The sequence below is a fragment of the Yersinia sp. IP36721 genome (assembly GCF_003634395.1).
In the GTDB taxonomy this organism is placed as follows: domain Bacteria; phylum Pseudomonadota; class Gammaproteobacteria; order Enterobacterales; family Enterobacteriaceae; genus Yersinia; species Yersinia entomophaga.
In genome coordinates this window covers 288,145-313,218 of the sequence record NZ_QCZL01000003.1, presented here as the reverse complement: position 1 = coordinate 313,218, position 25,074 = coordinate 288,145, and the positions used below count along the sequence as shown (strand labels likewise).

Sequence of the window (25,074 nt, the reverse complement as noted above, 5' to 3'; positions counted from 1 at the left end):
AGGGAACCCACTTAGTGGGCAGGCGATACGTGCGGAGGCGCGGATTGTTAAGGCTCGCGCTTACGAGCCTTAACTCGATTGAGGCTGTTGAGGTGAGATATTCACCAATCGAATACCAACCCCTTGCCCCCGCCCCGCGGCCGCTATCACAAGGTAAGCAAACAAAAATTAATTCTCTTTCGTTTCCTCTACACTCATCTTCACGTCCTCTTGCTCAGCACTCCCCATCGAAGCCTGACGCAAAGGCTGGACGCAAACCGCAATAACCGCCCCTAAACCCGCAGCAGCGACCCCATAGGACAACGCAGCTAAAGCCGGTGTCATCAAACGCGCCAGCAAACCTAATCCCAATGCGCCCAAAGACTCACCGGTAACAAACTGCACATTCCACAGACTATTAACTCGCCCCAGTAATGCGTCCGGTGTATGACTTTGAACCAAAGTATATTGCAGCAATCCGCTGATCGAACCCAGATAGCCATACAACAGCAGCCCCGGTAATGCCAGATAGAAATTATTAGTCAAACCCAGCGTTGCGATAGATAAAAATGCCGCTATAGACGCATACATCAACACCAAACCGGGACGGCGAACCTCCGCGACCCAACCGCTAGTAAAGGCTCCGATAGTCGCCCCTAACGGCACTACCGAATACATAATCCCAATCTGCGAGGCACCAACGTGATAAGTATTTTCAGCCAGCGCAGGGAACAGCACGCGAATCGCTCCGACCATGCTTACCAATGTCCCCAACAACACGACCGAGCCAACCACTTTATTGCTCAATACGAAGGAAATACCGCTGGCCAAAGCACGCAGCGGGTGTTCATGCTGCGTCACCGTCGGTTTCATCTGCGGTAAACGCAACAGCGGCAGCAGCGTCAGCATCGTACCCGCAGCCGCAATACCGTAGTTCCAACCCACTCCGCCGTAAACAATAATCAGACCGCCAATAGCCGGTGAAAGAATTGACCCCAAACGCACGGTCAGCATACTCAAACCGCCCGCCGCCGCCAGATTTTCACGTCCAACCAGCGATGGCGTAGCCGCCATTAACGCCGTCATGCCCAAAGCGCCGAAAAAACCGTCCCAAGTTGCCAGCACGTACAGCACCCACAGTGAAGGCGTGGCGGCAAAAGCGTTTATACTCAGACCAACAAAACCCAAACCGCAGGTAAAACGAGCGAATAAAATCAAACGACGTCGATCGAGACGATCGGCCAATACACCGCCCAACAGCAGACCAATAAACATGCCCAAGCCATCTAACGTGACGGCTAACCCTACCTGCAGGGTGGAGCCGGTCATCGCCTGGATTTGTACCGGCACCGCAACGGTAAGCATCCCCAAGCCTAATACCGAGATCAGGCGAGCAATAAATACCGCCCGAAAATTTGCATTGTTCTTTAACAGGCTGAAATCCAAAAGAATGGGTGACTTTGCCATGATTATCTAATCCATTAATGTCGACAGAAATGCTGCCGGACATGGCCCTATTGACCGAAAAAAGTGTATTGTCACGCGGATACTCGCAGAATTTTGCTGATGTAATCCAATAATGACTCGTGCTAACATAGCGCAAACAAATAATAATGATAATCAAAACGATAACAATAATCATTTTATTAAAGAAGAATCGTTATGTCCCTTGATAAGACACTCAACATACCCGTTGCGGCTAGCCAATCGGGCCGCTTCTCTAACGACCGTCGTCGTGTATTCGGTTTATTTCTTTGCCTCACTCTACTGCTGATTATCATGGCCTGTAGCCTGATGTTCGGTGCCAAAGCCATTCCTCTAGACGTGGTATGGCGCAGCTTGCTGGGGGAACACAGTGGGCAAGACAGTACCCTGATTTTGGAATCCCGTTTACCTCGCACGCTGATTGGCGTATTGGCCGGAGCGGCTTTGGGGCTTTCGGGCGCAATTATTCAGGCACTGACTCGCAACCCGCTGGCCGATCCTGGTATTCTCGGCGTCAATGCCGGAGCCAGTTTTGCCGTTATTATCGGCATTACCGTTTTTGGGGCTAACGCCATCAGCGGCTATATGATTTTTGCGTTTGTCGGTGCAATGCTTACCACGCTATTGGTTTATTGGGTCGGAACCTTGGGAGCCGGCGGTGTGAATCCGTTGCGCCTGACTTTATCTGGCGTCGCTATTGGCGCGGTTCTCACCGGAATTTCCTCCGGCATCTCTCTGACTCACCCCACGGTTTACGACAGCGTCCGATTCTGGCAAGCAGGCTCGCTGGATATTCGCAATATGTCAGTGGTTACCGCAGTCACGTTGCCGATCGTAGTCGGCACCTTAATCAGTCTATTGCTGGCGCGTCCGTTGAACGCCATGCATATGGGAGAAGATCTGGCGGCAGCTTTAGGTGCGCATATTGGCCGTACTCAATTCTGGTCAGTCGTTGCCGTAACTCTGCTGTGCGGCGCAGCTACCGCAGCCGTCGGCCCTATCGCCTTTGTTGGCCTGATGGTGCCGCATATCGCCCGTTGGTTGGTCGGCCCCAATCAATGCTGGATTCTGCCTTTTACGCTGGTGATGACGCCTATCTTGCTGCTGTTCTCCGATATTGTCGGCCGTTTTCTGGTTCCTGGTGAGCTGCGAGTTTCCATCGTTACCGCCTTTATCGGCGCGCCGCTGTTAATAGGATTAGTACGCCGTAACGCAAGGATGACCGCCCTGTGAAATCAATCACTCAACCTTGGATTATTGGCCACAGTGACGGCCGGATAAATCTGCGCGTGCGTCCACGCAGTTTGTTGACCTGCGCCCTGTTGCTGCTGGCCTGCCTGATATTGGGCGCGCTAGCGTTAACTTTCGGCACGCTAAAACTCTCGACCAATCAGGTGGTTAGCGCTCTGTTTGGTCAGGCCAACGGTTATATCAATACCATCGTCATTCAGTGGCGGCTACCGCGAGCGGTTATGGCGCTAATTTTCGGAGCAGCGCTAGGCATCAGCGGCGCTTTGTTCCAATCGATGATCCGCAACCCTTTGGGTAGCCCTGATATTATTGGTTTTAACTCCGGTGCTTATACTGGCGCACTGGTGGCTATTATTCTGTTCAATGGCAGCTATTTTGAGATTGCCAGCAGCGCCTTAGGCGGCGGTTTGCTTGCCGCTGCGGCAGTGTATTTACTGGCTTACCGTCAGGGAATACAAGGATTCAGGCTAATTATCGTCGGGATTGCGGTCGGTGCAATGCTGACGGCATTTAATACCTGGCTAACCATTACCGCCTCGCTGGAAGCGGCTCTCAGCGCAGCAGCCTGGGGAGCCGGTTCGCTGAACGGCATCACCTGGGCCAAAGCCGCACCTTCGAGCCTATTCATTTTATTGGCTACGATGCTGGTGGCGTTGCTTAGCCGCCGTATTCCGCTGCTAGAAATGGGTGACGATGCCGCCGGCGCCTTGGGCATTCCCGTTGAAAAAACCCGGCTCGGGCTAATGGCAATTGGGGTTATTTTGATGGCAGCGGTCACCGCCGCCGCCGGGCCAATTTCATTTATTGCCCTGGCCGCCCCACAGATTGCCCGCCGCCTGACCGGTACGCCTTCGGTCACGCTCATTCCTTCTGCTTTGATGGGAGCGTTGCTGCTGGCTGCCGCCGATTTGTGCGCCCAGCATCTGTTTTCACCTAATCAGCTACCGGTGGGCGTGGTGACCATCAGCATCGGCGGGCTGTACCTTATTTGGCTTCTAATTCGCGAGTCCCGCCGATCATGAGTAATCTGTATGCTAACCCTGTAAACACCGCCGAAAACCGCCTGCGAGCCAAAGCCGTAACCTTAGGTTACGAAGGGAAGATCATCAGTGAAAACCTGAACGTTTCTATCCCCGACGGCGAATTCACCGTCATTGTCGGTCCAAACGCCTGCGGCAAATCTACCCTACTGCGGGCGCTAAGCCGCTTACTAAAACCTCAGGCTGGCGAGGTAATTCTCGACGGGAAAAATATCGCCCGCTATGACACTAAACATGTGGCTCGCCACCTCGGGCTACTGCCGCAAACCTCACTGGCGCCGGACGGTATCACGGTCATGGATCTGGTCGCCCGAGGTCGTTATCCGCACCAAAAACTGCTCCAGCAGTGGACACAGGCGGACAAACTCGCGGTACTCGAAGCAATGCAGGCCACCGGCGTTAGCGAGCTAGCCGATCGCACGGTTGATGCACTGTCCGGCGGACAGCGTCAGCGGGTCTGGATCGCTATGGTTTTGGCGCAGCAAACACCGCTGTTGCTCTTGGATGAGCCAACCACCTATCTGGATATTGCTCATCAGATTGAATTACTGGAGTTATTCAGCGATCTGAACCGCGAACGCCAGCACACGCTGGTGGCCGTATTGCACGATCTGAACCACGCCTGCCGCTACGCCACCCATATTATTGCCATGCGCGATGGTCAGGTGGTGACAGAAGGCGCACCGCGCGAGGTCATTACCGCTGAGCTGGTGGAAAAAGTATTCGGGATGCCTTGTCTGATTATTGAAGATCCGGTTTCCCATACCCCACTGGTTATTCCCAAGGGGCGAGTGAAGAATAAAGGATAAATAGGTTCATTTGGCGCTGAAATGGCAAAGTTGGGGGCAAAATGGATTCCTATGGGAAATATATTTTTTCCCATAGGCTATTTATACAAATTTTGAGCGTATGTCGCGCATATCATTGATGGAATCCATTTAATTCATGGTAATTATCAATTAGGAAGAACCTATGCCACAGATAACATCAAGCGCCTTCAGTAGCCGACTTGCATTTTTTAACCAACTGAATAATAAACCCGAGACAGAAAGCCGCTCCAGCGGAATGGGAAAACTCTCTCAGAGTTTTACCGGCGTGCGGAATAGCGCCTCGTCTCAATTTTTTCCCCGCCCAAAAACTACCGCTGATCAAACTGACGGCTCTTTCCGTTCCAACCTAAATGTGCGCCAATCCGCTAACGGCGAAGCCCCGGCAGCCCCCATGTCCAAAAGAGTCTCTATTCTGGATGTCATGAAGCTCAAAATGGAAGCAGAAGGGCAACCATTTGACAGTTTTATCAACAAACTTAAGTCGGTAAAAGTGACAGATGCTCCGCCTCCGATTAAACGTCAGGAACTTGCACCTGCGGCTCCGATAGCGGCACCTATTGCTCCAGTGAATGTTAGCTTTCAAAACGGTGTGATTCCTCCGCCTCCGCCGCCTCCGATGTTCTCCGCGCCAGTGAAGGCCAAATATGTCCCAACAGAGATAAAGCCGGCCAGTAAGGAGGATATTGCCAATCTGGCGGCTGCGCAGTTGGCTAAAGTGGCGAAGAAATCAGAACCTAAACACCAGATGCCAGCAGATTTTATGGCAGCATTGCTCGCAAAATTGCCGAAGAAGATTGAATAACCAGTGGCTGAGAAACAACAGAAAAAAGCAGTGACTCACTGATAAATCCTCTGGTTAAAATAGTCGTTAGCTAAAGATAGAAAATATTCAGGCCAGCATATTCGCTGGCCTGATGTTTATGAGTTACGGCAGTCTGTTACGGTTAGCAGTCACGCTTATTTTCCCAAACTGCCGATGTCACTCAGCAATTGGTTTAGCAAGGGACCCAGCACTTTGAGCGTTTCCGGCGACATCATGGTGATATGGGAACAATCAAGCTCAAAAGTACGCAGATTCTTCACATACGGAGCCCAGATCTCTGCCGGTGTTTCACCTTCAGGCTGGGTTTGCGTCGCCACAAACAGCGTGGTTTCGCCGTGATAAACCGCCGTGGTAGCCGCAGATAACAGGCCAACCGAATCGTCATAGTTAGCCTGAATCTGATCGAACATTTTACGCTTTTCTTCCAGCTCATCGCCGGTAGCCGCCATAAATAGCTCACGCTCACGTTCCACTTCAGCCAATGCTTCGGCTTCAATTGGCGCATTCCAGTCCTGAGTTTCAGGCGGGTAAGTATCGAGTAAACCGAGGAATGCCACTTCCTCGCCCTGTTCCTGCAATTTTACCGCCATACCCTGAGCAATGGTGCCGCCCAATGAATAACCCATTAAATGATAAGGCCCCGTAGGCTGAATGCGGCGTAGCGTTGCCAGATGCTGTTCGCACATTTCATCCATGTTGGCGCATTCGGCGATAGCGCCGCCGGGACGCGGCGATTGCAGCCCCAGAACCGGCCATTTACCTGACAGATAACGCGGTAACTGGCTGAACTGCCAAGCAAAACCTGAAGCCGGATGCACACAGAACAATGACGCACCGGAGCCTTGTCGCAATGTCATCACTTCGCCAAAACCGATTTCATTCTGGTTTTGTGACTGTGGCTGGCTCAGCGCCGCTGCCAGACCAGCAACCGTAGAAGCAACCATTACCTGACCCACGGCTACTGGCTGTTTCAATTCACGGCGCAAATCTGCCGCTAAACGCATGGCTAACAGAGAATGGCCACCGGCAGCAAAGAAGTCGGTATCCGCGCCCACGGAATCTACCCCAAGCAGGCTGGCAAACATTTCCGCAATTCGGGTTTCCAATCCTTCAGCCGGAGCTCGCCCGCCGTTATCTGACTGGCTAGCCGGTGCTGGCAAGGCTTTGCGATCCAGCTTTCCGTTGGCGCTGAGTGGGAAGGCCTCCAGACTCACGATAACCACCGGCACCATATGAGCAGGTAAACGCTCAGTTAACGCATTACGCAGGACTTCGGTATCGACTTCCATCTGTCCGGCAGTCGGTACGATATAGCCCACCAGTTGACGGCTGTCGGCACCGGCCAGAACGCCTTCAGACCCGACCAGCGTGCGAGCTACCACCACCGCTTGCTGCACCTGCGGTAATTCCAACAGCGCAGATTCGATCTCACCCAGTTCGATGCGTTGACCGCGAATTTTCAACTGATCGTCGCTACGTCCCAGATATTCCACCTCGCCGTTAGCCAACCAACGGGCAATATCGCCAGTGCGATACATTCGCTGACCGCAATCGAAAGGATCGGCAACGAAGCGGCTGGCGGTCAGATCCGGACGCGCATAGTATCCCTGCGCCAACTGCACGCCGCACAGATAAAGATCGCCCGCCACACCCACAGGAACCGGTCGCAATAGATGATCGAGAATACGCAGCTCAGTGTTCCATACCGGTTTACCGATCGGCACACTATTGCCAGTGATCCGCGCCAGATCCGCGCCGTAAGCCGGTTGATAAGTGACGTCCACCGCGGCTTCCGTAGGCCCGTACAGATTATGTAACGGCGCAGAGAAACTTTGTTGATACAACTCTGACAGTTCGCGGGAAAGCGCTTCACCACTGCAGAATACCCGACGCAGGCTGGTGCAGGTTCGTCCCTGCCCGCTCATGGCGCTGACAAAAGCAGCCAGCATGGAAGGCACAAAATGAGCGGTTGTCACGTCGTAATCTTCCACGATCGCCCGCAGCGCTTCCGGATCGCGATGAGCCTCCGGCGGAGCCATAACCAATCTGGCTCCAGTAATCATCGGCCAGAAGAACTCCCACACCGATACGTCGAAGCTACAAGGGGTTTTCTGCAATACCACGTCATCACTGCCTAATGGATACTCATTTTGCATCCACAACAGTCGGTTAACGATGGCACCGTGAGAAACCACTACGCCTTTTGGCCGACCGGTCGATCCCGAGGTATAAATCAGATAGGCCGGATGATCGGGGGTGATAGAAGGCGCGACAAAATCCTGCGCCGCAGGCCAAGGCTGAGCTAACCGATCCAGTAATAACAACCCCCCCTGACCGGCGAAGCGCTCCGCCAGATCGCTGAGAGTTATAATTAAGCGTGGCCGGGCGTCCTGGATCATGTAAGCCAAACGATCGTCCGGATAACCGGTATCCAATGGCAAGTAAGCCGCACCGGCTTCCAGTATCGCCATCAGCGATAGACTGAGATCCACCGAGCGTGGTAAGGCGACCGCCACTCGATCGCCGGCGCGCACGCCCTGCCGCTGTAGATGAGCGGCCAACGCGGTCACTTTTTCACGAACCTGTTGATAATTTAGCTGCTGATGGATATCCAATAGCGCCAGATACAGCGGCGTTTCCTGCGCCTGCTGAACCATCAGGTCACACAGCGTCACCGCCGGTAGCGCTACGCCGGTATTATTGATTTCGGCTAGCAGGGCTTTCTCATCCGGCGTTTGCAGATCCAGCGCTGACACCGGTAATTCCGGCTGATAAACCAGATATTCCAGCAACATAACCAAACGTTGTGCCACCCGCTGTGGATCTTGTACCACATCGCGATATTCCAACTGCAACTGCAGTTTTTCCCCCGGTAGCGCCAGCAGCGCCAACGGATAGTGTGTATAGCCACGGTTATTTAGACCGGCGCAACGCAGGCCGTGGAATGCCTGTTGATGTAACTTACTGTTTTCAGGATAGTTCTCTACGACTAACAGCGTATCAAACAGCGTGTTAGCACCGGCCAGGCGCTGAATTTCCCCCAACCCGAGCCCATCATGCTCCAACAGCTGAATTTGCTGCTGTTGCAACGCGTTTAGTTGCGCGAGTAATGGCAGATTTGGCTGTAATTTAACTCTGACCGGAATGGTATTACTGAACAAACCTATATGTTGCTCAATACCTTCCACTTCCGCATAGCGGCCGGATACCGGCGAACCGAATACCACATCGTTGCGGCCACTCAGTGCGCCCAGTAAAGTCCCCCAAACCCCTTGTAACAGGGTGTTCAGCGTCAAACCTTCCCGACGCAGCAAAGCGACCAATCCCGCCGTCAGCTCGCAGCCTAACTCCACCGCCAACTCCCGAACCGGACCTGATGAGTTAGCTTCAGGGTAAAGAATCGAGGGCGTTGCGCCCAGCATCGCCTGTTGCCAGATCTGACGATCCTGCTGAAGATCTCGCTGCGTCATTTGATTGATTAGCGAACCGTAGCTAACTTTCAGTGGTGCCAACGGCAGATTGCCGTAAGCATGCAGTAGATCATGCAGCATGATCGAAGATGACCAGCCGTCACCGATCAGGTGATGAGCAACCAGGATCAATGCGTGACGATCGGCGGTATAGCGCACCAGTACCGCTTCCAATAACGGACACGGGCTGGCGGCGATCAAATCTTTCGCGAGCAAGCTACGTTCCAGATTATGGAACTCCACGGCCTGCCGATCCGCCGTCATTTCTGACAGATCCAGCACTCGCCACGGCACATTCATTTGAGTTGTATCGATCGTCGGCAGAATTTGCAGCGGCTCACTGTGCAATTCAGTGTCAAAGATCGCCGCCAACTGTGGATAGCGAACCAGCAACAGCTCCAACGCGCCGCGCAGGCGGTCAGCATCCAACGGCCCTTCCAGCTCAAAACGGCTCATTGCGTTGTAGTTATTCGCCTCACGACCTAGCTGGGCGTGGAACAGCAAACCTTGTTGCAGCGGCAATACTGGCAGCACCGCGCTGACAGCACCGTATTTCTCCGTGACCGCGGCCATTACCGTGTCTGGCAGTTTACCTTCTGCCGTCGGTTTACCCGGTGCCCTCTCGCCCATAGGCTGCAACGCCTGCGCCATTCGCGCCGGAGTGCGTTGAGAGAAAATATCTCGCGGACGCAATTGATAACCTTGCCGGCGCAGTGCCGTACCCAACGCCATAGCGGAAATACTATCGCCGCCCAGTGCGAAGAAATCATCATCCGCGCCAACCTGTTCCAACCCCAGCAGATCGGCCGTGGCCTGACAAATCAGAGTTTCTTCTGGCGTTTGCGGTGCACGGCTAATTTGCTGCACCGCGCGTTCCGGTGCAGGCAGCGCCTGACGATCGATTTTACCGTTTACCGTTAGCGGCAACTCATTTAACACCACCAACACCGCTGGCACCATATAGTCTGGCAGGGTCGCGGCAAGCTGTTCCAGTAACTGGCTGGAAAGCTGCGGATTAGCATTCAGATCCGCATCTGGTACCGAGCAATAGCCGATTAAACGGTGGGTAGCTCCAATAGCTTCGGCAATCACCACCGCCGTGCTGACCTGCGGCAATGCCACCAGCGCATTTTCCACTTCTCCTAATTCGACGCGGAAGCCACGCACTTTAATCTGGTGGTCAATACGGCCAACGAAATCAAGCTGTCCCTCCGGCGTCCAGCGCATTAAGTCGCCGCTGCGGTACATCACCTCTCCCTCACGGAAAGGATTCGCCACAAAGCGCGCCGCCGTCAGATCCGGGCGGCGCAGGTAGCCGCGCGCCAAACCGGCACCGGCGATATACAACTCACCCATCACGCCAACCGGCACTCTCTCTAACTTGTTGTTCAGCAGATACACTTCGGTATTAGCGACTGGTCGGCCAATAACTGGCTGATCGGAAACTCGCGTACTGGTTCCCAAGGTGTCAATGGTGTATTCCGATGGCCCATAATAGTTATGAACGTTTAATTCCGGATGTTGCTTAAGCAGATTCCACAGGCGCGGCGTGGCCGCTTCTCCACCGATCATAATGAAGGCCGGACGATGACGCCCGTTTTCCAGCAGACCACTGTCGATCATTTGAGAGAAGAATGACGGCGTGATATCCATTGTATCTATGGGTATCTCATCCATCATTTGCACCAATGAATAAGCGTCGCGGCGCATTTCTTCGTCGAAGATATACAGCTCACAGCCGATCATCATCCAGAACAAGGGTTCCCAGGAGGAATCGAAGGAAAACGACGCAGTGTGTCCGGCACGCATCCGGCGGCGATGCTGCCGAGCAAATTCCGCCATTGCCGGGCCGTATAAATTATCGGCATGCGCCACCAGCAGATTGAGCAGGCCGCCATGGGTGCTCATCACCCCTTTTGGTCGTCCCGTGGAGCCAGAAGTGTAAATAATATAAGCCAGATGCGCACCACTGAGCGCTTCACGCCGTTCGGCGTCAACGACAGGTTGAGTCGGTAATGCCGCACATTCGCTGCGGAAAACCTCGTCATCCAGGCTTAACGTCACAGCGAGTTGCGGCAATTGCTCACGGATGCTGTTATGAGTTAATAACAGGCAAGGACGCGCGTCATCGCACATCAATTCCAGTCGATCCAGCGGATAGTCCAGATCAAGCGGCATATAGGCCGCGCCGCTCGCCAACACCCCTAAAATAGCCACCAGAGAATCGACCGAACGTGGCAAACCTATCGCAACCACATCGTCAGCACCGACGCCGCGAGCAATCAGCGCCCGCGCCAATTGCGCTACTCTAACCGAAAGTTGCTGATAACTAAGACGATGCTCGCCGCAGGCTACCGCGCAATCCTCCGGCTGCTGGGTAACGCGAGAATGGAAAATATCCAGTACCGAAACCGCACGGGCAGGCATGGAAATCGCCGGTCCGTTGGCCCATTGAACGATAGCCGCCAGTTCCTGCGGATCGATCAATGACAGTTGCCCGATCGCCACATTTGGCTGGCGAGCGATCTGTTGGATCAAATATTGAATACGCTGAGCGTGTAAACGCAGGCTGGCCATATCGTAGCGCGCCGGATTAGCGGTTAACTCAACGCTAAGCTGACCTTCATCCAGATACAGGTTGAACTCCAAATCCTCCACCGGCCCAGAAGCCATTTGATGAGTGATCCCATCAATACCGGCAAAATTCAGCTGATATTCAAACAGTTTGAAATTAATGGTTGGGCCATACAAATCCTGCCCTGCACCAACCATTCCGAGATCGCGCCGCAGTTGATCGGCTTCGTAACGCTGGTGGCGTCGCAGCGTTTTCAGCTCTAGAGCCAGATTACGCGCGACTTCGGCCAGAGTGAGATCGTCGCGCATTTTCGCCTGTAGCGGCAGCACGTTGACCACCGGCCCCAGCGCGCCAATAGCCACAGAACCCATTCGGCGCATAAATGGAAAACCGACGGAAAGATGCTGTTGCCCGCTCATACGATACAAATAGCTCATCACCAAGGCAATCGCCATATCCGCCGCAGATAGACGCTGCGATTTTACCGCTTCAGTAATGGCCGAAAATTGGGGGATATCAGTGGAGAAGTGGTAGCGCAGCGGCAAAGGAGAGAGATTCTGTTCGCCGCTGTTTTTCCCAGAGGAAGACAGACAAACCGGCACCGGCAGCTCCGCCGCGTGCTGTAACCAGAACTCACGATCCTTAGCTTCCGCTTCCGACCCTTGATAGGCCAGATATTCGGCCACCACTTCGCTAAAAGCGGTAAACGGATTTTCACCTGCGGGCAATCCAGACACCAGCGCAGTATAGATCTCAGCTATACGTCGCGTTAATGCGGTAAAACTAAAGCCATCCACCATTAAATGATGATAACGCTGATACCACAACCAGCGCTCTTCGCCTTCAGGCCGATCTTTCGCCGGACTCACTCGGAATAACAGATGGCGATAACCCGGAACATTCGCAGATTCAGGACGATCCGCTCCCAAAAGATCCGCTTCCATCAAAACCTGAGCGGCGAGGGCGGCATCGTTTCGATCTCGCCAATCCAATATTTCCGCAGGCGCGATCTGCTTAGGATCGATGGCCTGAGGAATCCACTGTACCGGCCCGTTATCACCCGTGCCAAAGCGGGCGTGGACAATATCGGCCTCGGCCAGTCCCTGACGGAGCGCGGCTTGAAAATGTGCCACATCGAGATGACCACGGAGTTCGATATAATGCGCGACAGCGTAAGCGTTATTTTGGACCGCGATCTGATCGGCAAACCAGATACCCGGTTGAGCTGCGACCAGCGGTAATTCGCTTTCGTTCGCGGCCGAAAAAGTTAGGGTTAAAGCCTCTGACACGGCAACAATTCCTTATTTGGCAAGTATCAAGAATCCGGTTATTCCGGCGTCTGTCCATCGGTCATGCTGGGCTATCTCATTCGGCGCAGCCTGTCAGCGGTTACGCATCTACAGCGCGAAAAAACCGCCTGACAAAGCATTTTTAAGGGTTTTAGGCGCTGCTAGATGCAACATGACAAGAGATAGGTTTTTATTCCGGTTGAGCATTCATCAGGCGCTGAGGGCGCATATCCGTCCAGTTCATTTCCAGATAGCGTACGCAGGCTTCCCTTACCGCCGGACCAAATACCGGTTCCCAACCGGCGGGAATCGCAGTGATTTCAGGCCACAGGCTGTACTGGCGCTGAGCGTTGATCAGCACAAAAAAGGGAATGCTTTCATCATCAAAAGGGTTCACTTGGGCTTCATTCATCATATTAATTACTGTCATTTTTAAGATTGAGTAAATAATGCAGACCATCGATTAATCCGCCCCGCCAGCACACGGCATCATGCCCGCCAGAATAAAAGCGGCAGTTTACGCGGTGAGGGGATTGCTCTAATGCATGCTGCATTTCCTGATTAACCTGATAAATCACGTCTTCCCTGCGCCCTGCCTCCATAAAGATATCCAGTTGATGATCGGCTCCCACGCCTTGCTGAACTTGCTGAGTAAGCCAACCGGCAACTTCAGCGTTGCCGTCGGGCATCAGCGCGGAATCATCCATACACGGCCACCAAAATGAACCTGACTGACTGAGTACGCAGCCAAAGCGCTGCGGCCAATGTAGCCCAGCATACAGCGCGGCTAAGCCGCCATAACTTTGCCCTGCAACCACAGTGCGTGAGGCCAGGCCACTAAAAGGCTGATACTGCGCCACCAGCGGCAGAAGTTCGGCCTGAATCGCCAACCAGAACTCCCGATTACAAGGCAACTCTTCCCCGCGATGCTGCTGATCGATAACGTCAATCAGCACATAAACGGTGGGAGGGAGCTGGCCGCTCTCGGTTTGTCGATCCAACACGCCAAATACCGGCTGCCCCTGCGCCCAATATTGCCCATCCAGCAAAATAGCCAACGGACGATCCTGCGGTTGATCGGTTTCCCCAGTGGAATAGATCCAAATATTGCGACTATTACCGAGCAACTTACTGTTCCAGAGGATCTTATGCAGACGCGCCGGATCGACTGGCGGCGGATTGCCAGCATCGACGTCTTTCCAAGCAGGCTGCGGAAGTGAAGCGGGAAGATGTACTGCAGAGAGAGGTGTGCCACGGTTGCTGTAATGTGGTCGAATTCGATTTAGCGGGTCGCTTTCTGCCAGATCCAGTAAAGAAATCCACCAGTTACGCTGCGCCATGCGCCGCTGCTCATGGCTACCTTCCGGCAGTTGCAAACACTGGCTGGCGCTGACCGGAATCACGCTATAGCTACCGCGAAAATCAGGCTCAACCTCAGTCTGCCAATACCACACATCGGAATCACCGAGGCGCTTTAGGCATTCAGGCGTAAAACTGTGGTGGTCAGTGACACCGTTAACATCAATATAAACTCGGTTGAGGGAAGACTGCTGAGCGTTTCCCTGTGGGTCTCGCCATAAAAACGTCAGTTTTACCCGATCTGTCTCTCTAGGTTCAACCAGAGGAGTGCCCCACTGCGCGACCTGTTGCCACCATGCCTCACTGCCAGCCTGAGGATCGCTTAATAAGCTTTGGCTGTCCGGATAACTGTTCACTGCATTCACAACCTTCCCTCGCTGTTTCAACTTTCTGTATCAGTCCTGAAAACCATTAGGCAGGCTAAAGATTGATTCATATATATTTAGGGATACAAGCAAACACAAATAATATTGAGAACTATTTGTGTTTGCAATAACATAGTTGGCATTCGCTCTAATACATCAACTTAAGTTTGCTCACCCCATAGGCAAACTGGCGGCGCTTAGCACAAAAATAAAGCGGTAATACCGTCGATGTACTGATTTTGGCTGGATTGGATGGCCTTAGAGACACTGCGTTAAGGTTTGGCAGGAATGCGCGAACATACCCAGCCGAGCCTGACAATACGTAATACCGGGTGACCTTAAGCCCTGATTGCGCAAACACGCTTTTTATTTTTATTAATTGTGTTCTAGGTAAGGGATAAATCATGTTCGATCTTTCTGGCAAATTGATGCCAAGGAAACTACCGCTTCGCGTCAGCTCTACCTCTAAGACTTTACTATTTACCTCTGCACTTATTCTTATTCCGTCTCTCGGCGCTCAGGCCGAGACGAATAAAACTGCCAATGCGCCGAAAGAAGATAAATTAGTGGTGGTTGCACAGGCGGGCAGTGGGGAGGAAGATTCAGGTTTTGTAGCGACCAATAGCTCCACGGGGACGAAAACCGATACTCCACTGATTAAAACACCTCAGGCCATCTCCGTTGTTACCCGTGAGCAAATGGCGGCGCAAGATGCGACCTCAGTCGCTCAGGCATTGCGTTATACCGCTGGCGTTATCTCTGAATATCGCGGCGCTTCCAACCTGAATGACGAAGTGACTATTCGCGGTTTCGGCTCCGTTCCTCGTTTCCTCGATGGTTTGAGCTATAGCTCCATCGGCGGCGTGCGTCGCGCTGGCCAAATCGATCCCTGGATGCTGGAACGGGTTGAAGTCGTCCGTGGCCCGGCGTCGGTTTTATATGGTCAGGTTAACCCAGGCGGCCTGATTAATATGGTCAGCAAGCGCCCTACCGCTGAAAGTATCCATAAAGTACAGGCTCGCGTCGGAAATAATAAACTGGCCGAAGCGGCATTTGATTTTGGTGGCGCCCTTGATGACGAGGGGAAAGTCCTTTATCGCCTGAACGGTATCGGCCGCACTCAAGATGATGCGGTGCAATCATTTAAGCAGGAACGTTTTGCCATTGCTCCGGCAATAACTTTCTTACCAAATGAAGATACCAGCTTCACCTTATTAACCAGCTATCAAAGAGAGCCTGAAGCCGGTTCACGTAACTTCCTTCCGGCCAGAGGATTACTGACCGCGACTCAGTATGGTTATATTCCGCGTGATTTTAACGTCAGCGATCCCGCATTTGATCAATCATGGCGTGAACAAACTTCCGTCGGTTATGCTTTCGAGCATTATATTAATGACACCTTTAAATTCCGTCAGAATCTGCGTTATACCCAAATAAAGCAGCATTATAATTATCTGGTATTTTTGGATATGCAGCCTGACAACCGCACCATGAATCGCCGTGCGCAAATCGAAAGACAGCAATATGGCGAATTCTCGCTTGATAACCAATTGCAGGCAGATTTCTGGACCGGTGAATTAAACCACACGGTATTAACTGGGCTGGATTACAAACGTACCCGAATTGATAGCCAGTTCCTGATGGATCGCGGCAGCAAATACGATTTGGACTGGGTATCTCCGGTTTATGGTCTGAATATTCAGGAAAGCGCGCTGGGAGTCAGCGATGACGATCTGAATAAACTGGATCAGGTTGGCGTTTATCTGCAAGACCAAATCGAATATGGCAACTGGAATCTATTGCTGTCCGGTCGCTATGACTGGTCGCAAATGAAAGCATTAAGCCGCGTCACCAGCAAACAGACGCAGCAGGATGATAACGCCTTCACCGGTCGCGCAGCGGTGCTGTACGCCTTTGATTCCGGTATTTCACCTTACGTCAGCTATAGCACCTCCTTCGAGCCGAATACGGGTAAAGGCGCACCGGGTCACGAAGCGCTGAAACCTATTACCGCTCGTCAGGTGGAAGCCGGTATCAAATATCAACCGCCGGGTTCGCAAACCTTGCTGACTGCGGCTCTATATGATTTACGTCAGAAAAACATCAGCCAGCGCGATCAGGTGCTGAACTACGACATTCCTATCGGGGAAACTCAATCTCAAGGCTTGGAAACCGAATTAAAAAGCGCGCTAAGCGATAATATTGATGTCATCGCGTCTTATACCTACACCACGGCTAAAGTGCGCGAAACAACCCGCGTTGGCGAGCAAGGTAAAATGCCACCCACTATTCCACACCACGCTGCGGCGCTGTGGGGGATGTATACCTTTAACGAAGGCGTGCTGAGTGGTTTATCTACCGGTGCTGGCGTACGTTATATGGGCACCAGTTGGGGTGATAGAAAGAACACATTCAAAGTACCGGCGTCTACCGTGTACGACTGGATGATGCGTTACGAATTAGGTAATGCAGTTCCGACGCTGAAAGGGACCTCACTACAGGTTAACCTGAATAACATCACCGATAAGAAGTACGTGGCAACCTGTTCAACCGATTCCGCCTGCTTCTATGCTCCGGGTCGTACTGCTACCGCAACCGTCAGTTATTCCTGGTAATCGCTGCGTATACACCGCGCCTGTCTGCTGGCAGGCGCCGATTTCCTACTGCCTTCCTCTTATCTTCCATACAAACCTTAAAGAAAGGTAAATATTTCCCCACGCGTTCACTCTCCCTTCATCGCCACGACAATATAACTTTATAAAATATAATAAGTTAACCTAATAATAACTTTCCCTCTCATGTCATTTAACCTTTCTAAAATTAGGGTTTTATCTTTATACTCGCCCCATCACCCATTGAGGCAAAACTATGTCAGCGTCCGTAGGAATACCCCAGTTAATGCACCGCATACGCACCAGTACCCAGCGTATGTGCGGGCTGCTGTTGGTATTTTTCTGGCTGATACTTAATGCTCAAGTTGCGGTAGCTGGCCATCATTGCGATTTGATGCTGTCCGACAAACCGGCGGTTATTCAGCATCAGGAACATACTCGGCAGACGATGGATATGTCCCACGGTCAGGCGCAAAATGCGCTGTGTGACAAACACTGCGTGCCGGATTCGATGCAGCCAGACGGCAGCGTTATCGCGCTAGCCGCTTTACTTCCACAAACCGAACTGCGGCTCGCAGCGGTTCAAACCCATGAAGTGATACAAAAAAGCGATTGGTATTCCCCTCCCATCGCCGGACCTCCGACGGAGATCGTTTTCTGTCGTTTCAGAGAATAACTCCAGACCTTGATATCCCCTGTATGCCGTCATTCAGCGGCACCTTGCGTTTATTTATTGTCTGGAGTTAATCATGAAAATCCTTATTGCTACCCTTTTCCTCGTGTTACCTACCGCCGTTTTCTCAGCCGATCCGCATTCCCATCAGCATATGTATCAACCGGATGCATCGAGTACATCCGTAGAAACCATTTATCAGTCCCAAGGTAAAATTAAGACCTGGAGCGCCGCAGGGGTATTCATCAGTCATCAGGCCATTCCAGCTCTTAACTGGCCGCCGATGACCATGAGCTTTAGCTTACCCACAGCAGATAATCTGCAACCTTTAACGGTCGGAACAGAAGCCGATTTCAGCTTCCGCCAGACCGCGCAGGGTTACGAACTGGTTTCCATCGCTCCGCACCAATCTTAAGCAGGGTTAACATGATCAGATTCCTCTCTCATCGTTCTCCGGTGCGGCCAGCCCTTGCCTGCTCGCTCACCTTGCTGACGCTGTGCCTGCCGTTGGCGGCTCAGGCCGTCGAGATCACGCTGAATCAGGCTATCAGTTCGGCTGAACGTTATTCCGCCGAACTGTCCGCCAATCAACATCAGGTGAATGCGTTGGAAAATATGGCCAGTTCCGCCACTCAACTGCCCGATCCCAAACTCAAATTCGGAATAGAAAATCTGCCGGTCGGCGGCAATAACGGTCACCGCTTTACTCGGGAAGGCATGACCATGCAGCGTATTGGCATCATGCAAGACTATGTAAGCGGCGATAAACGCCAGCGCAAAGCCGATACCTTCAACGCGGAGGCACGCAAAACCGCGGCGGCCAGCGAAACTATTCGCGCTCGTTTGCAGAAAGATGCGGCCCAATCGTGGCTGGATTTGGCGCTCGCCGAACAAGCCGTCAGAGATGCTCAAAAACTGGTGCTGGAAAGTGAAAAACAGATTGGCGTAAAACGGGCTGGCGTTATCGGGGGAGCCAGCCCTGCCAGTAGCGTAGTGGATTCCCGGTTGACGCTGGTTGCCATGCAGGATCGCCTAACCAACGCCGAGCGAGACGTGCGTCTGGCGCAAACGCGTTTGACCCAGCTAACCGGTTTGGAAGTGACCAAAGCCAGCGGTTCACTGCCCGCTTTCACCCGCCTGCCTGCTGATGTTGCGGTTTTGCAGGCGGCGGTGCTCCAGCATCCCGAAGTATTACAGGCCAGCCGCGAAGCGGAAGTGGCAAAGGCTCGTTCGGCTCAGTCTGCCATTGCGGCAATTCCTGATATTGGCGTCGAGGTTTATTACGCCAAACGTTCTGAGGGCTATGACGATATGGCCGGGGTGATGGTTAGCGTGGATTTACCGCTGTTTCGCTCCCAAAGACAGGATAAAGACTATGCCGCCGACGTTTCCCGCACCATGGAAGCCAACGATCAGCTCACTTTACTGACGCGAGATCATCGGGCGCAGCTCGACACGCTATTGGCACAATATCAGGCCGCCCAGCAACGTTGGCAGCGTCAGAGTCAGGAAGTGCTGCCGCTGCAAAAAAAGCGGCTAGATCTGATCATTGCGCAGTATCAGGGCAATAAAAGCGATCTGTCCTCGGTGATGGATGCCCGTCGGGCGCTATTGGAAAGCGAGCTAAACACTCGCGATGCCGCTCGTGAACTGGCCGCCCTGTGGGTTGCTATTCGCTATTTAATCCCGCAGGAGACAACACGATGAAAAAGCACTTCACTTTGAGTCTGGTCGCCGTCGCTATGCTGGGCGGATTGACCGGTTACTGGTTGGGAAAACCGGCGCAACATAGCGAAATAACTTCGCCTGACACCGCAGAATCTGGCCGTAAAGTCTTATATTGGTACGATCCGATGACTCCTGGACAACGTTTTAATCAGCCAGGTAAATCTCCGTTTATGGATATGGAGCTGGTGCCCCGTTACGCCGATCAACAGGCCGATGACGGAGGCGTGATTATCAGTGCCAGACAGCAGCAAAATCTGGGCATACGCACGGAAAAGTCCCAGATGCGTAGCCTGAATTTGCGCTTAACCGCTTACGGCACGGTAGCTACCGATGAGCGCAGCGTTTCAGTTATACCGGCTCGTGCCAACGGGATCGTCGAACAGCTTTGGGTGCGAGCCAACCAGCAGCAGGTCAGCAAAAATCAGCCGTTAGCGTCTCTGTGGATACCGGAATGGAACGCCGCTCAGCAGGAATATCTGGCGATCCGCAAGTTGGGAGATAACCCGCTAACCTCCGCCGCTCGCCAGCGTTTGCAGCTGCAATTTATGCCTGATGAAATTATTCGTCAGGTAGAAAAAAGCGGTCAGCCGCAAACCCGCTATACCTTACGCGCTCCCTCCGCAGGTTACGTTAACAAGCTGGATATTCGCGCTGGGGCGCAGGTTAGCGCCACGCAATCTCTATTTGAACTGGCCAGTCTGGATCCGGTTTGGGTCGTCATTGATTACCCACAGGCTCAGGCGAGCCAGTTGCAGCTCGGTAGCGCTATTCAGGCGACCTCTGCCAGTTGGCCAGGAGAAATTTTCCATGGGAAAGTCAGTGAACTGCTGCCTAACATGGATTTAACTACTCGCACACTGAAAGCCCGTATCGTGCTGGATAACCCGCAGCAAAAATTAAAACCGGGCATGTACCTGAATCTGCAAGCAACCTCGCGGGAAGCGCTGCCACCGGTGTTGGCAATCCCGCAGGAAGCGCTGTTACTGACTGGCAGTCGCAGTCGGGTGCTGGTCAGTGAAGGAGACGGTCACTTTAAACCCGTCAACGTCACCGCCGGTCACTCTCAGGACGGGTGGGTAGAAATTAAACAGGGACTGAGTCTCGGCGAGCAAGTGGTTACCTCCGGTCAGTTCCTGATCGACTCCGAAGCCAGCTTGCAAACCGTACTTCCGCAAATGGAGGAGCCTAAATCCATCGATGGTAGCAATCCAACTAGCGCCGTCGCGCCGGATACCTATAGCGCTTCAGGCCGCGTCAATGCTATTGACGGGCAAACTATCACTTTGAGCCACGGAGCGATTCCTGCGTTGAAATGGGGGCCAATGACGATGGATTTCACTCTTCCAGAAAGCGATTTTCCTGCGAATATCCACGTCGGTGCTCAGGTGGATTTTCAATTCACGTTGGACGATAACGGCGCGCATATTCAGCACATTAACCCATCAAAATTGGCAGATAAGCAGCAAATTCATGGAGGCCACCTATGATTGCCGCCGTGATTCGTTGGTCATTACGCAACCGCTTATTGGTGCTATTGGGTGCCGTCATGATGGCCGGCTGGGGAATCTGGTCGCTACAGCAAACGCCGCTGGATGCCCTGCCGGATCTATCTGATACCCAAGTGATTATTCGCGTCAGTTATCCGGGTAAAGCGCCGCAGGTGGTGGAAGATCAGGTGACTTACCCGTTGACCACCACCATGCTATCGGTGCCGGGCGCAGAAACCGTACGTGGTTTTTCTATGTTCGGTGATTCCTACGTGTATGTGCTGTTTGCCGAAGGCACCGATCCTTACTGGGCGCGTTCTCGCGTGCTGGAATATCTCAGCCAGGTGCAATCCAGTCTGCCCGCCGAAGCCAAGGCCGCGCTGGGGCCAGATGCCACCGGCGTTGGCTGGATCTATGAATATGCGTTGATAGATAAAACCGGTAAACACAGTCTGGCGGATTTGCGAGCGTTACAGGATTGGACACTAAAATTTGAGCTGAAAACCGTTCCCAACGTCTCCGAAGTCGCCAGCGTAGGCGGTATGGTGCGCCAATATCAGGTGGTGCTCGATCCTGAACGGATGCGCGCACTGAATCTTTCCCATCAGCAAATCGCCAGCGCCATTCAGGATAGTAATCAAGAAGGCGGCGGTTCGGTATTGGAAATGGGCTCGGCGGAATACATGGTCCGCACCTCCGGCTACCTGAAAAATCTGGATGATTTTAACAACATCGTGATTACCGCCCGCGACGGCATTCCAATCCTGTTATCGGATGTCGCCAGCGTGCGAATGGGCCCTGAAATACGCCGCGGCGTGGCCGAATTAAACGGTGAAGGCGAAGTGGCTGGCGGCATTATTGTGATGCGCTACGGCAAAAATGCGTTGGAAACCATCAACGGCGTCAAAGCCAAACTGCAACAAATTCAGCAAACGCTGCCCGCAGGCGTGGAAATCGTACCGGTTTACGATCGCTCTCAGTTAATCACCCACGCCATCGATAGTCTGTCTTTCAAACTGCTGGAAGAGTTTCTGGTGGTTGCCGTGATTTGCTCGCTATTTCTCTTCCATTTCCGTTCGGCGCTGGTGGCTATTATTACCCTGCCACTGGGAATTCTCGGCGCGTTTATCGTGATGCATTATCAAGGAGTTAACGCCAACATTATGTCACTGGGAGGTATCGCTATCGCCATTGGCGCTATGGTGGATGCCGCGATCGTGATGATAGAGAACATGCACAAAGTGCTGGAACAATGGCGAAAAGATCATCCGGGGCAAAAACCCGTCGGACAGGATTACTGGCACATTTCCGAGCGGGCGGCGATTGAAGTCGGCCCGGCGCTATTTTGCAGCTTGCTCATTATCACGCTGTCATTTATTCCGGTGTTTTCATTACAGGCGCAGGAAGGCCGAATGTTCTCGCCGCTGGCCTTTACCAAAACCTACGCCATGGCGGTTTCTGCCGGTTTAGCCATCACTTTAGTACCCGTGCTGATGGGCTATTTTATTCGCGGTAACATTCCCGATGAGAATGCCAACCCAATAAATCGCTGGCTAATCGCATTATATCAGCCGGTGCTTAGCGCGGTGCTGGCTCGCCCTAAAACTACTCTGACGCTAGCCGCTGTGGCTTTGGTCGCCACGTTGTACCCGCTCAGCCGTTTAGGCAACGAATTTATGCCTGCGCTGGATGAAGGCGACCTGTTGTATATGCCATCGACTTTACCGGGTATTTCAGTGCAGGAAGCCACGCGGCTGCTACAACAAACTGACCGTCTGATCAAAACTATTCCCGAGGTCGATACGGTATTTGGCAAGGCGGGACGGGCTGAAACCGCGACCGATCCTGCGCCGTTAACCATGATCGAAACCACCATTCGTTTTAAGCCCAAAGATCAATGGCGGGCAGGTATGACGATGGACAAATTGATCGAAGAATTGGACGCCACGGTAAAAGTACCGGGGATCGCGAATCTGTGGGTGCCACCGATCCGCAATCGGCTGGATATGCTTTCCACCGGCATTAAAAGTCCCGTTGGGATCAAGGTAAACGGTAAGAATATTCAGCAAATCGAACAGGTTGCCTTACAGATCGAGCAAGTTGTGCGGCAAGTGCCTGGTGTCACTTCAGCACTTTCTGAACGTTTAGCTGGAGGCCGCTACGTAGATATCGATATCGATCGCCAGAGAGCGGCGCGCTATGGAGTTTCGGTCAAAGAGCTGCAATCTCTGGTTGCCAGCGTGATAGGCGGACAGAATATCGGTGAAACCATTGAAGGGCGGGAACGTTTCCCGATCAATCTTCGTTATCCGCGTGAGCTGCGCGATTCGCTGCAAAAACTGCGCGACCTGCCGGTATTGACCGCTGCGGGCGGGCAAATTGCTCTGTCGGAACTGGCGGATATTCGTATTAGCGAAGGCCCACCTATGCTGAAAAGTGAGAACGCCCGCCTCTCCGATTGGATCTATGTGGATCTACGTGGACGAGACCTTAAATCTGCGGTGTTGGATATGCAAAAAGCGGTGGATCAGCAGGTTAAACTACCGGAAGGACTCTCTCTCAGTTGGTCAGGTCAATTTGAATATCTGGAACGAGCCACCGCCAAGCTGCAAATTGTTCTCCCCGTCACGCTGATGATCATTTTTGTTTTGCTGTTTGTGACCTTCGGCAAAGTCAGGGATGCCGCACTGATCATGGCGACACTACCTTTCGCTCTGATCGGCGGTATTTGGCTGCTGTATGGATTGGGCTACAACTTCTCGGTTGCCGCTGCGGTGGGCTTTATTGCTCTGGCTGGCGTGGCCGCTGAATTTGGCGTCATTATGGTGCTGTATCTCAATCAGGCGGTGAAAAAGCATCAATTACCGGGGCAACCGCTGACCGCGGAACAAATGTGCGCCGCCATCCACGAAGGGGCGGTCCTGCGAGTAAGGCCAAAAGCCATGACCGTCGCCACCATTATGGCCGGATTACTGCCGATCATGTGGGGAGGCGGTGCCGGATCCGAGGTGATGCAGCGCATTGCCGCTCCGATGATCGGCGGCATGATCAGCGCGCCGTTATTATCGATGTTAGTCATTCCGGCGGTGTATTTACTGATGCATCGACGTAAAGGGTAATCTTTTTCGCGCGGGATAAAGGGGTATCCCGCGCGCGAAAGATCGCTGTTTTAACGGGTAAAGCCGACGCGGCAAAGATGGCTGTCTCCATTCAGCGTGATAGACTTAACGCCAGAAGAAATCCATAACAATCTGTATTCACTTATCTCTCCCAGAGGATTCATCATGAGCCGTGAGATTAACAAAGACACCCGTTTGTGCATGTCACTGGCCGGACGGCCGGGTAACTTCGGCACCCGATTCCATAATTTCCTGTATCAAGAACTGGACCTCAACTACATCTACAAAGCGTTTACTACCACCGATATTCAGGCGGCGGTCGGCGGTATCAGAGCCCTAGGCATTCGCGGCTGCGCAATTTCCATGCCGTTCAAAGAAGCCTGTATTCCCTTCCTGGATGAATTAGACGCTTCCGCCACTGCTATTGAGTCTGTGAATACTATCGTGAATGACGATGGCTTCCTGCGGGCGTACAACACCGACTATATCGCTATCGCCAAGCTATTGAACCAATATCAGGTGCCAACTGAAAGCACCTTCATGCTGCGAGGCAACGGCGGAATGGCCAAAGCGGTCGTTGCCGCGCTACGCGATGCCGGTTTCAAACACGGTCATATCATTGCCCGTAATGAGACCGCCGGAAAAGCGCTAGCAGAAAACTACGGCTATCAATGGCAGGCCGACGTTGGTGATTTGACCGCCGATATGGTAATCAACGTGACGCCAATTGGTATGGCCGGAGGCGCAGAAGCCGAGACGCTAGCCTTTGAACCGGCAACCATTGAACAGGCTAAGATTGTGTTTGACGTGGTGGCTCTGCCAGCAGAAACACCATTGATTCGCTACGCTCGAGAGCAGGGCAAGCAGGTGATTACCGGCGCAGAAGTGATTGCGATTCAGGCCGTTGAGCAGTTTGTTCTCTACACCGGAGTGCGTCCAACCGATGAACAGGTAGAACGTGCCGCTGCTCACGCACGCGGTTAATATGG

General features: G+C 52.9%; 15 protein-coding genes. 11 read left to right on the top strand and 4 right to left on the bottom strand.

The genetic code is table 11. The features are described 5' to 3' along the window. Positions 1-168: 168 nt before the first annotated feature. Positions 169-1,446 (bottom strand): enterobactin transporter EntS, encoded by a 1,278-nt coding sequence (gene entS / locus DBA33_RS05165; RefSeq protein ID WP_120805782.1) that lies wholly within the window; start codon positions 1,444-1,446, stop codon positions 169-171. A 195-nt stretch (positions 1,447-1,641) separates the two neighbouring features. Between entS and fepD the strand changes: the two genes are divergently transcribed. The 4 genes from fepD (at position 1,642) to DBA33_RS05145 (ending at position 5,387) form a co-directional block, all read left to right on the top strand. Continuing rightward, positions 1,642-2,697 carry a Fe(3+)-siderophore ABC transporter permease gene (gene fepD, locus DBA33_RS05160; RefSeq protein ID WP_084414320.1) on the top strand — a complete coding sequence of 352 codons (1,056 nt, stop codon included), beginning with the start codon at positions 1,642-1,644 and terminating at the stop codon, positions 2,695-2,697. After that, entirely contained in the window at positions 2,694-3,737 is a 1,044-nt protein-coding gene (gene fepG, locus DBA33_RS05155) for an iron-enterobactin ABC transporter permease (RefSeq protein WP_064515113.1), read from the top strand. The genes fepD and fepG overlap by 4 nt, the downstream gene beginning before the upstream one ends. Next, a complete protein-coding gene (locus DBA33_RS05150; RefSeq protein ID WP_064515115.1) occupies positions 3,734-4,564 on the top strand; it encodes an ATP-binding cassette domain-containing protein in 831 nt (276 codons plus the stop codon). Before fepG ends, DBA33_RS05150 begins: the two co-directional genes overlap by 4 nt. Positions 4,565-4,727: 163 nt before the next feature. Then, positions 4,728-5,387: a hypothetical protein gene (locus tag DBA33_RS05145; RefSeq protein WP_064515117.1), complete on the top strand. Its 660-nt coding sequence runs from the start codon at positions 4,728-4,730 to the stop codon at positions 5,385-5,387. 155 nt (positions 5,388-5,542) lie between these two features. Here DBA33_RS05145 and DBA33_RS05140 read toward each other — a convergent pair whose 3' ends face one another. From DBA33_RS05140 to fes, 3 genes are all read right to left on the bottom strand, one after another. Next, positions 5,543-12,742 (bottom strand): non-ribosomal peptide synthetase, encoded by a 7,200-nt coding sequence (locus DBA33_RS05140; RefSeq protein WP_120805778.1) that lies wholly within the window; start codon positions 12,740-12,742, stop codon positions 5,543-5,545. 190 nt (positions 12,743-12,932) lie between these two features. Then, entirely contained in the window at positions 12,933-13,154 is a 222-nt protein-coding gene (locus DBA33_RS05135) for an MbtH family NRPS accessory protein (protein WP_064518374.1), read from the bottom strand. Positions 13,155-13,158: 4 nt separating this feature from the next. Continuing rightward, entirely contained in the window at positions 13,159-14,466 is a 1,308-nt protein-coding gene (fes, locus tag DBA33_RS05130; RefSeq protein ID WP_064515121.1) for an enterochelin esterase, read from the bottom strand. A gap of 404 nt (positions 14,467-14,870) precedes the next feature. Here fes and DBA33_RS05125 point away from each other — a divergent pair, with 404 nt between their 5' ends. From DBA33_RS05125 to DBA33_RS05095, 7 genes are all read left to right on the top strand, one after another. Further along, the gene (locus tag DBA33_RS05125) at positions 14,871-17,081 is read left to right on the top strand and encodes a TonB-dependent siderophore receptor (RefSeq protein ID WP_120805776.1); all 2,211 of its coding nucleotides are present in this window, start codon (positions 14,871-14,873) and stop codon (positions 17,079-17,081) included. A 283-nt stretch (positions 17,082-17,364) separates the two neighbouring features. Continuing rightward, positions 17,365-17,754: a hypothetical protein gene (locus DBA33_RS05120; protein ID WP_179207945.1), complete on the top strand. Its 390-nt coding sequence runs from the start codon at positions 17,365-17,367 to the stop codon at positions 17,752-17,754. 73 nt (positions 17,755-17,827) lie between these two features. Further along, the gene (locus DBA33_RS05115) at positions 17,828-18,166 is read left to right on the top strand and encodes a copper-binding protein (RefSeq protein WP_064515126.1); all 339 of its coding nucleotides are present in this window, start codon (positions 17,828-17,830) and stop codon (positions 18,164-18,166) included. A gap of 11 nt (positions 18,167-18,177) precedes the next feature. Next, positions 18,178-19,458 (top strand): TolC family protein, encoded by a 1,281-nt coding sequence (locus DBA33_RS05110; RefSeq protein ID WP_120805774.1) that lies wholly within the window; start codon positions 18,178-18,180, stop codon positions 19,456-19,458. Next, positions 19,455-20,966: an efflux RND transporter periplasmic adaptor subunit gene (locus tag DBA33_RS05105; RefSeq protein WP_120805772.1), complete on the top strand. Its 1,512-nt coding sequence runs from the start codon at positions 19,455-19,457 to the stop codon at positions 20,964-20,966. The genes DBA33_RS05110 and DBA33_RS05105 overlap by 4 nt, the downstream gene beginning before the upstream one ends. After that, positions 20,963-24,085 carry an efflux RND transporter permease subunit gene (locus tag DBA33_RS05100; RefSeq protein WP_120805770.1) on the top strand — a complete coding sequence of 1,041 codons (3,123 nt, stop codon included), beginning with the start codon at positions 20,963-20,965 and terminating at the stop codon, positions 24,083-24,085. The genes DBA33_RS05105 and DBA33_RS05100 overlap by 4 nt, the downstream gene beginning before the upstream one ends. Positions 24,086-24,250: 165 nt before the next feature. Further along, a complete protein-coding gene (locus DBA33_RS05095; RefSeq protein WP_064515133.1) occupies positions 24,251-25,069 on the top strand; it encodes a shikimate 5-dehydrogenase in 819 nt (272 codons plus the stop codon). Positions 25,070-25,074: the final 5 nt, after the last annotated feature.

Bases quoted from the DNA above. Each gene is read 5' to 3' on its own strand.
- DBA33_RS05095 (WP_064515133.1), top strand. From the start codon at position 24,251: ATGAGCCGTGAGATTAACAAAGACACCCGTTTGTGCATGTCACTGGCC.
- fepD (WP_084414320.1), top strand. From the start codon at position 1,642: ATGTCCCTTGATAAGACACTCAACATACCCGTTGCGGCTAGCCAATCG.
- DBA33_RS05110 (WP_120805774.1), top strand. From the start codon at position 18,178: ATGATCAGATTCCTCTCTCATCGTTCTCCGGTGCGGCCAGCCCTTGCC.
- DBA33_RS05120 (WP_179207945.1), top strand. From the start codon at position 17,365: ATGCACCGCATACGCACCAGTACCCAGCGTATGTGCGGGCTGCTGTTG.
- DBA33_RS05135 (WP_064518374.1), bottom strand. From the start codon at position 13,154: ATGAATGAAGCCCAAGTGAACCCTTTTGATGATGAAAGCATTCCCTTT.
- DBA33_RS05150 (WP_064515115.1), top strand. From the start codon at position 3,734: ATGAGTAATCTGTATGCTAACCCTGTAAACACCGCCGAAAACCGCCTG.
- DBA33_RS05145 (WP_064515117.1), top strand. From the start codon at position 4,728: ATGCCACAGATAACATCAAGCGCCTTCAGTAGCCGACTTGCATTTTTT.
- DBA33_RS05100 (WP_120805770.1), top strand. From the start codon at position 20,963: ATGATTGCCGCCGTGATTCGTTGGTCATTACGCAACCGCTTATTGGTG.
- DBA33_RS05115 (WP_064515126.1), top strand. From the start codon at position 17,828: ATGAAAATCCTTATTGCTACCCTTTTCCTCGTGTTACCTACCGCCGTT.
- entS (WP_120805782.1), bottom strand. From the start codon at position 1,446: ATGGCAAAGTCACCCATTCTTTTGGATTTCAGCCTGTTAAAGAACAAT.
- DBA33_RS05105 (WP_120805772.1), top strand. From the start codon at position 19,455: ATGAAAAAGCACTTCACTTTGAGTCTGGTCGCCGTCGCTATGCTGGGC.
- DBA33_RS05125 (WP_120805776.1), top strand. From the start codon at position 14,871: ATGTTCGATCTTTCTGGCAAATTGATGCCAAGGAAACTACCGCTTCGC.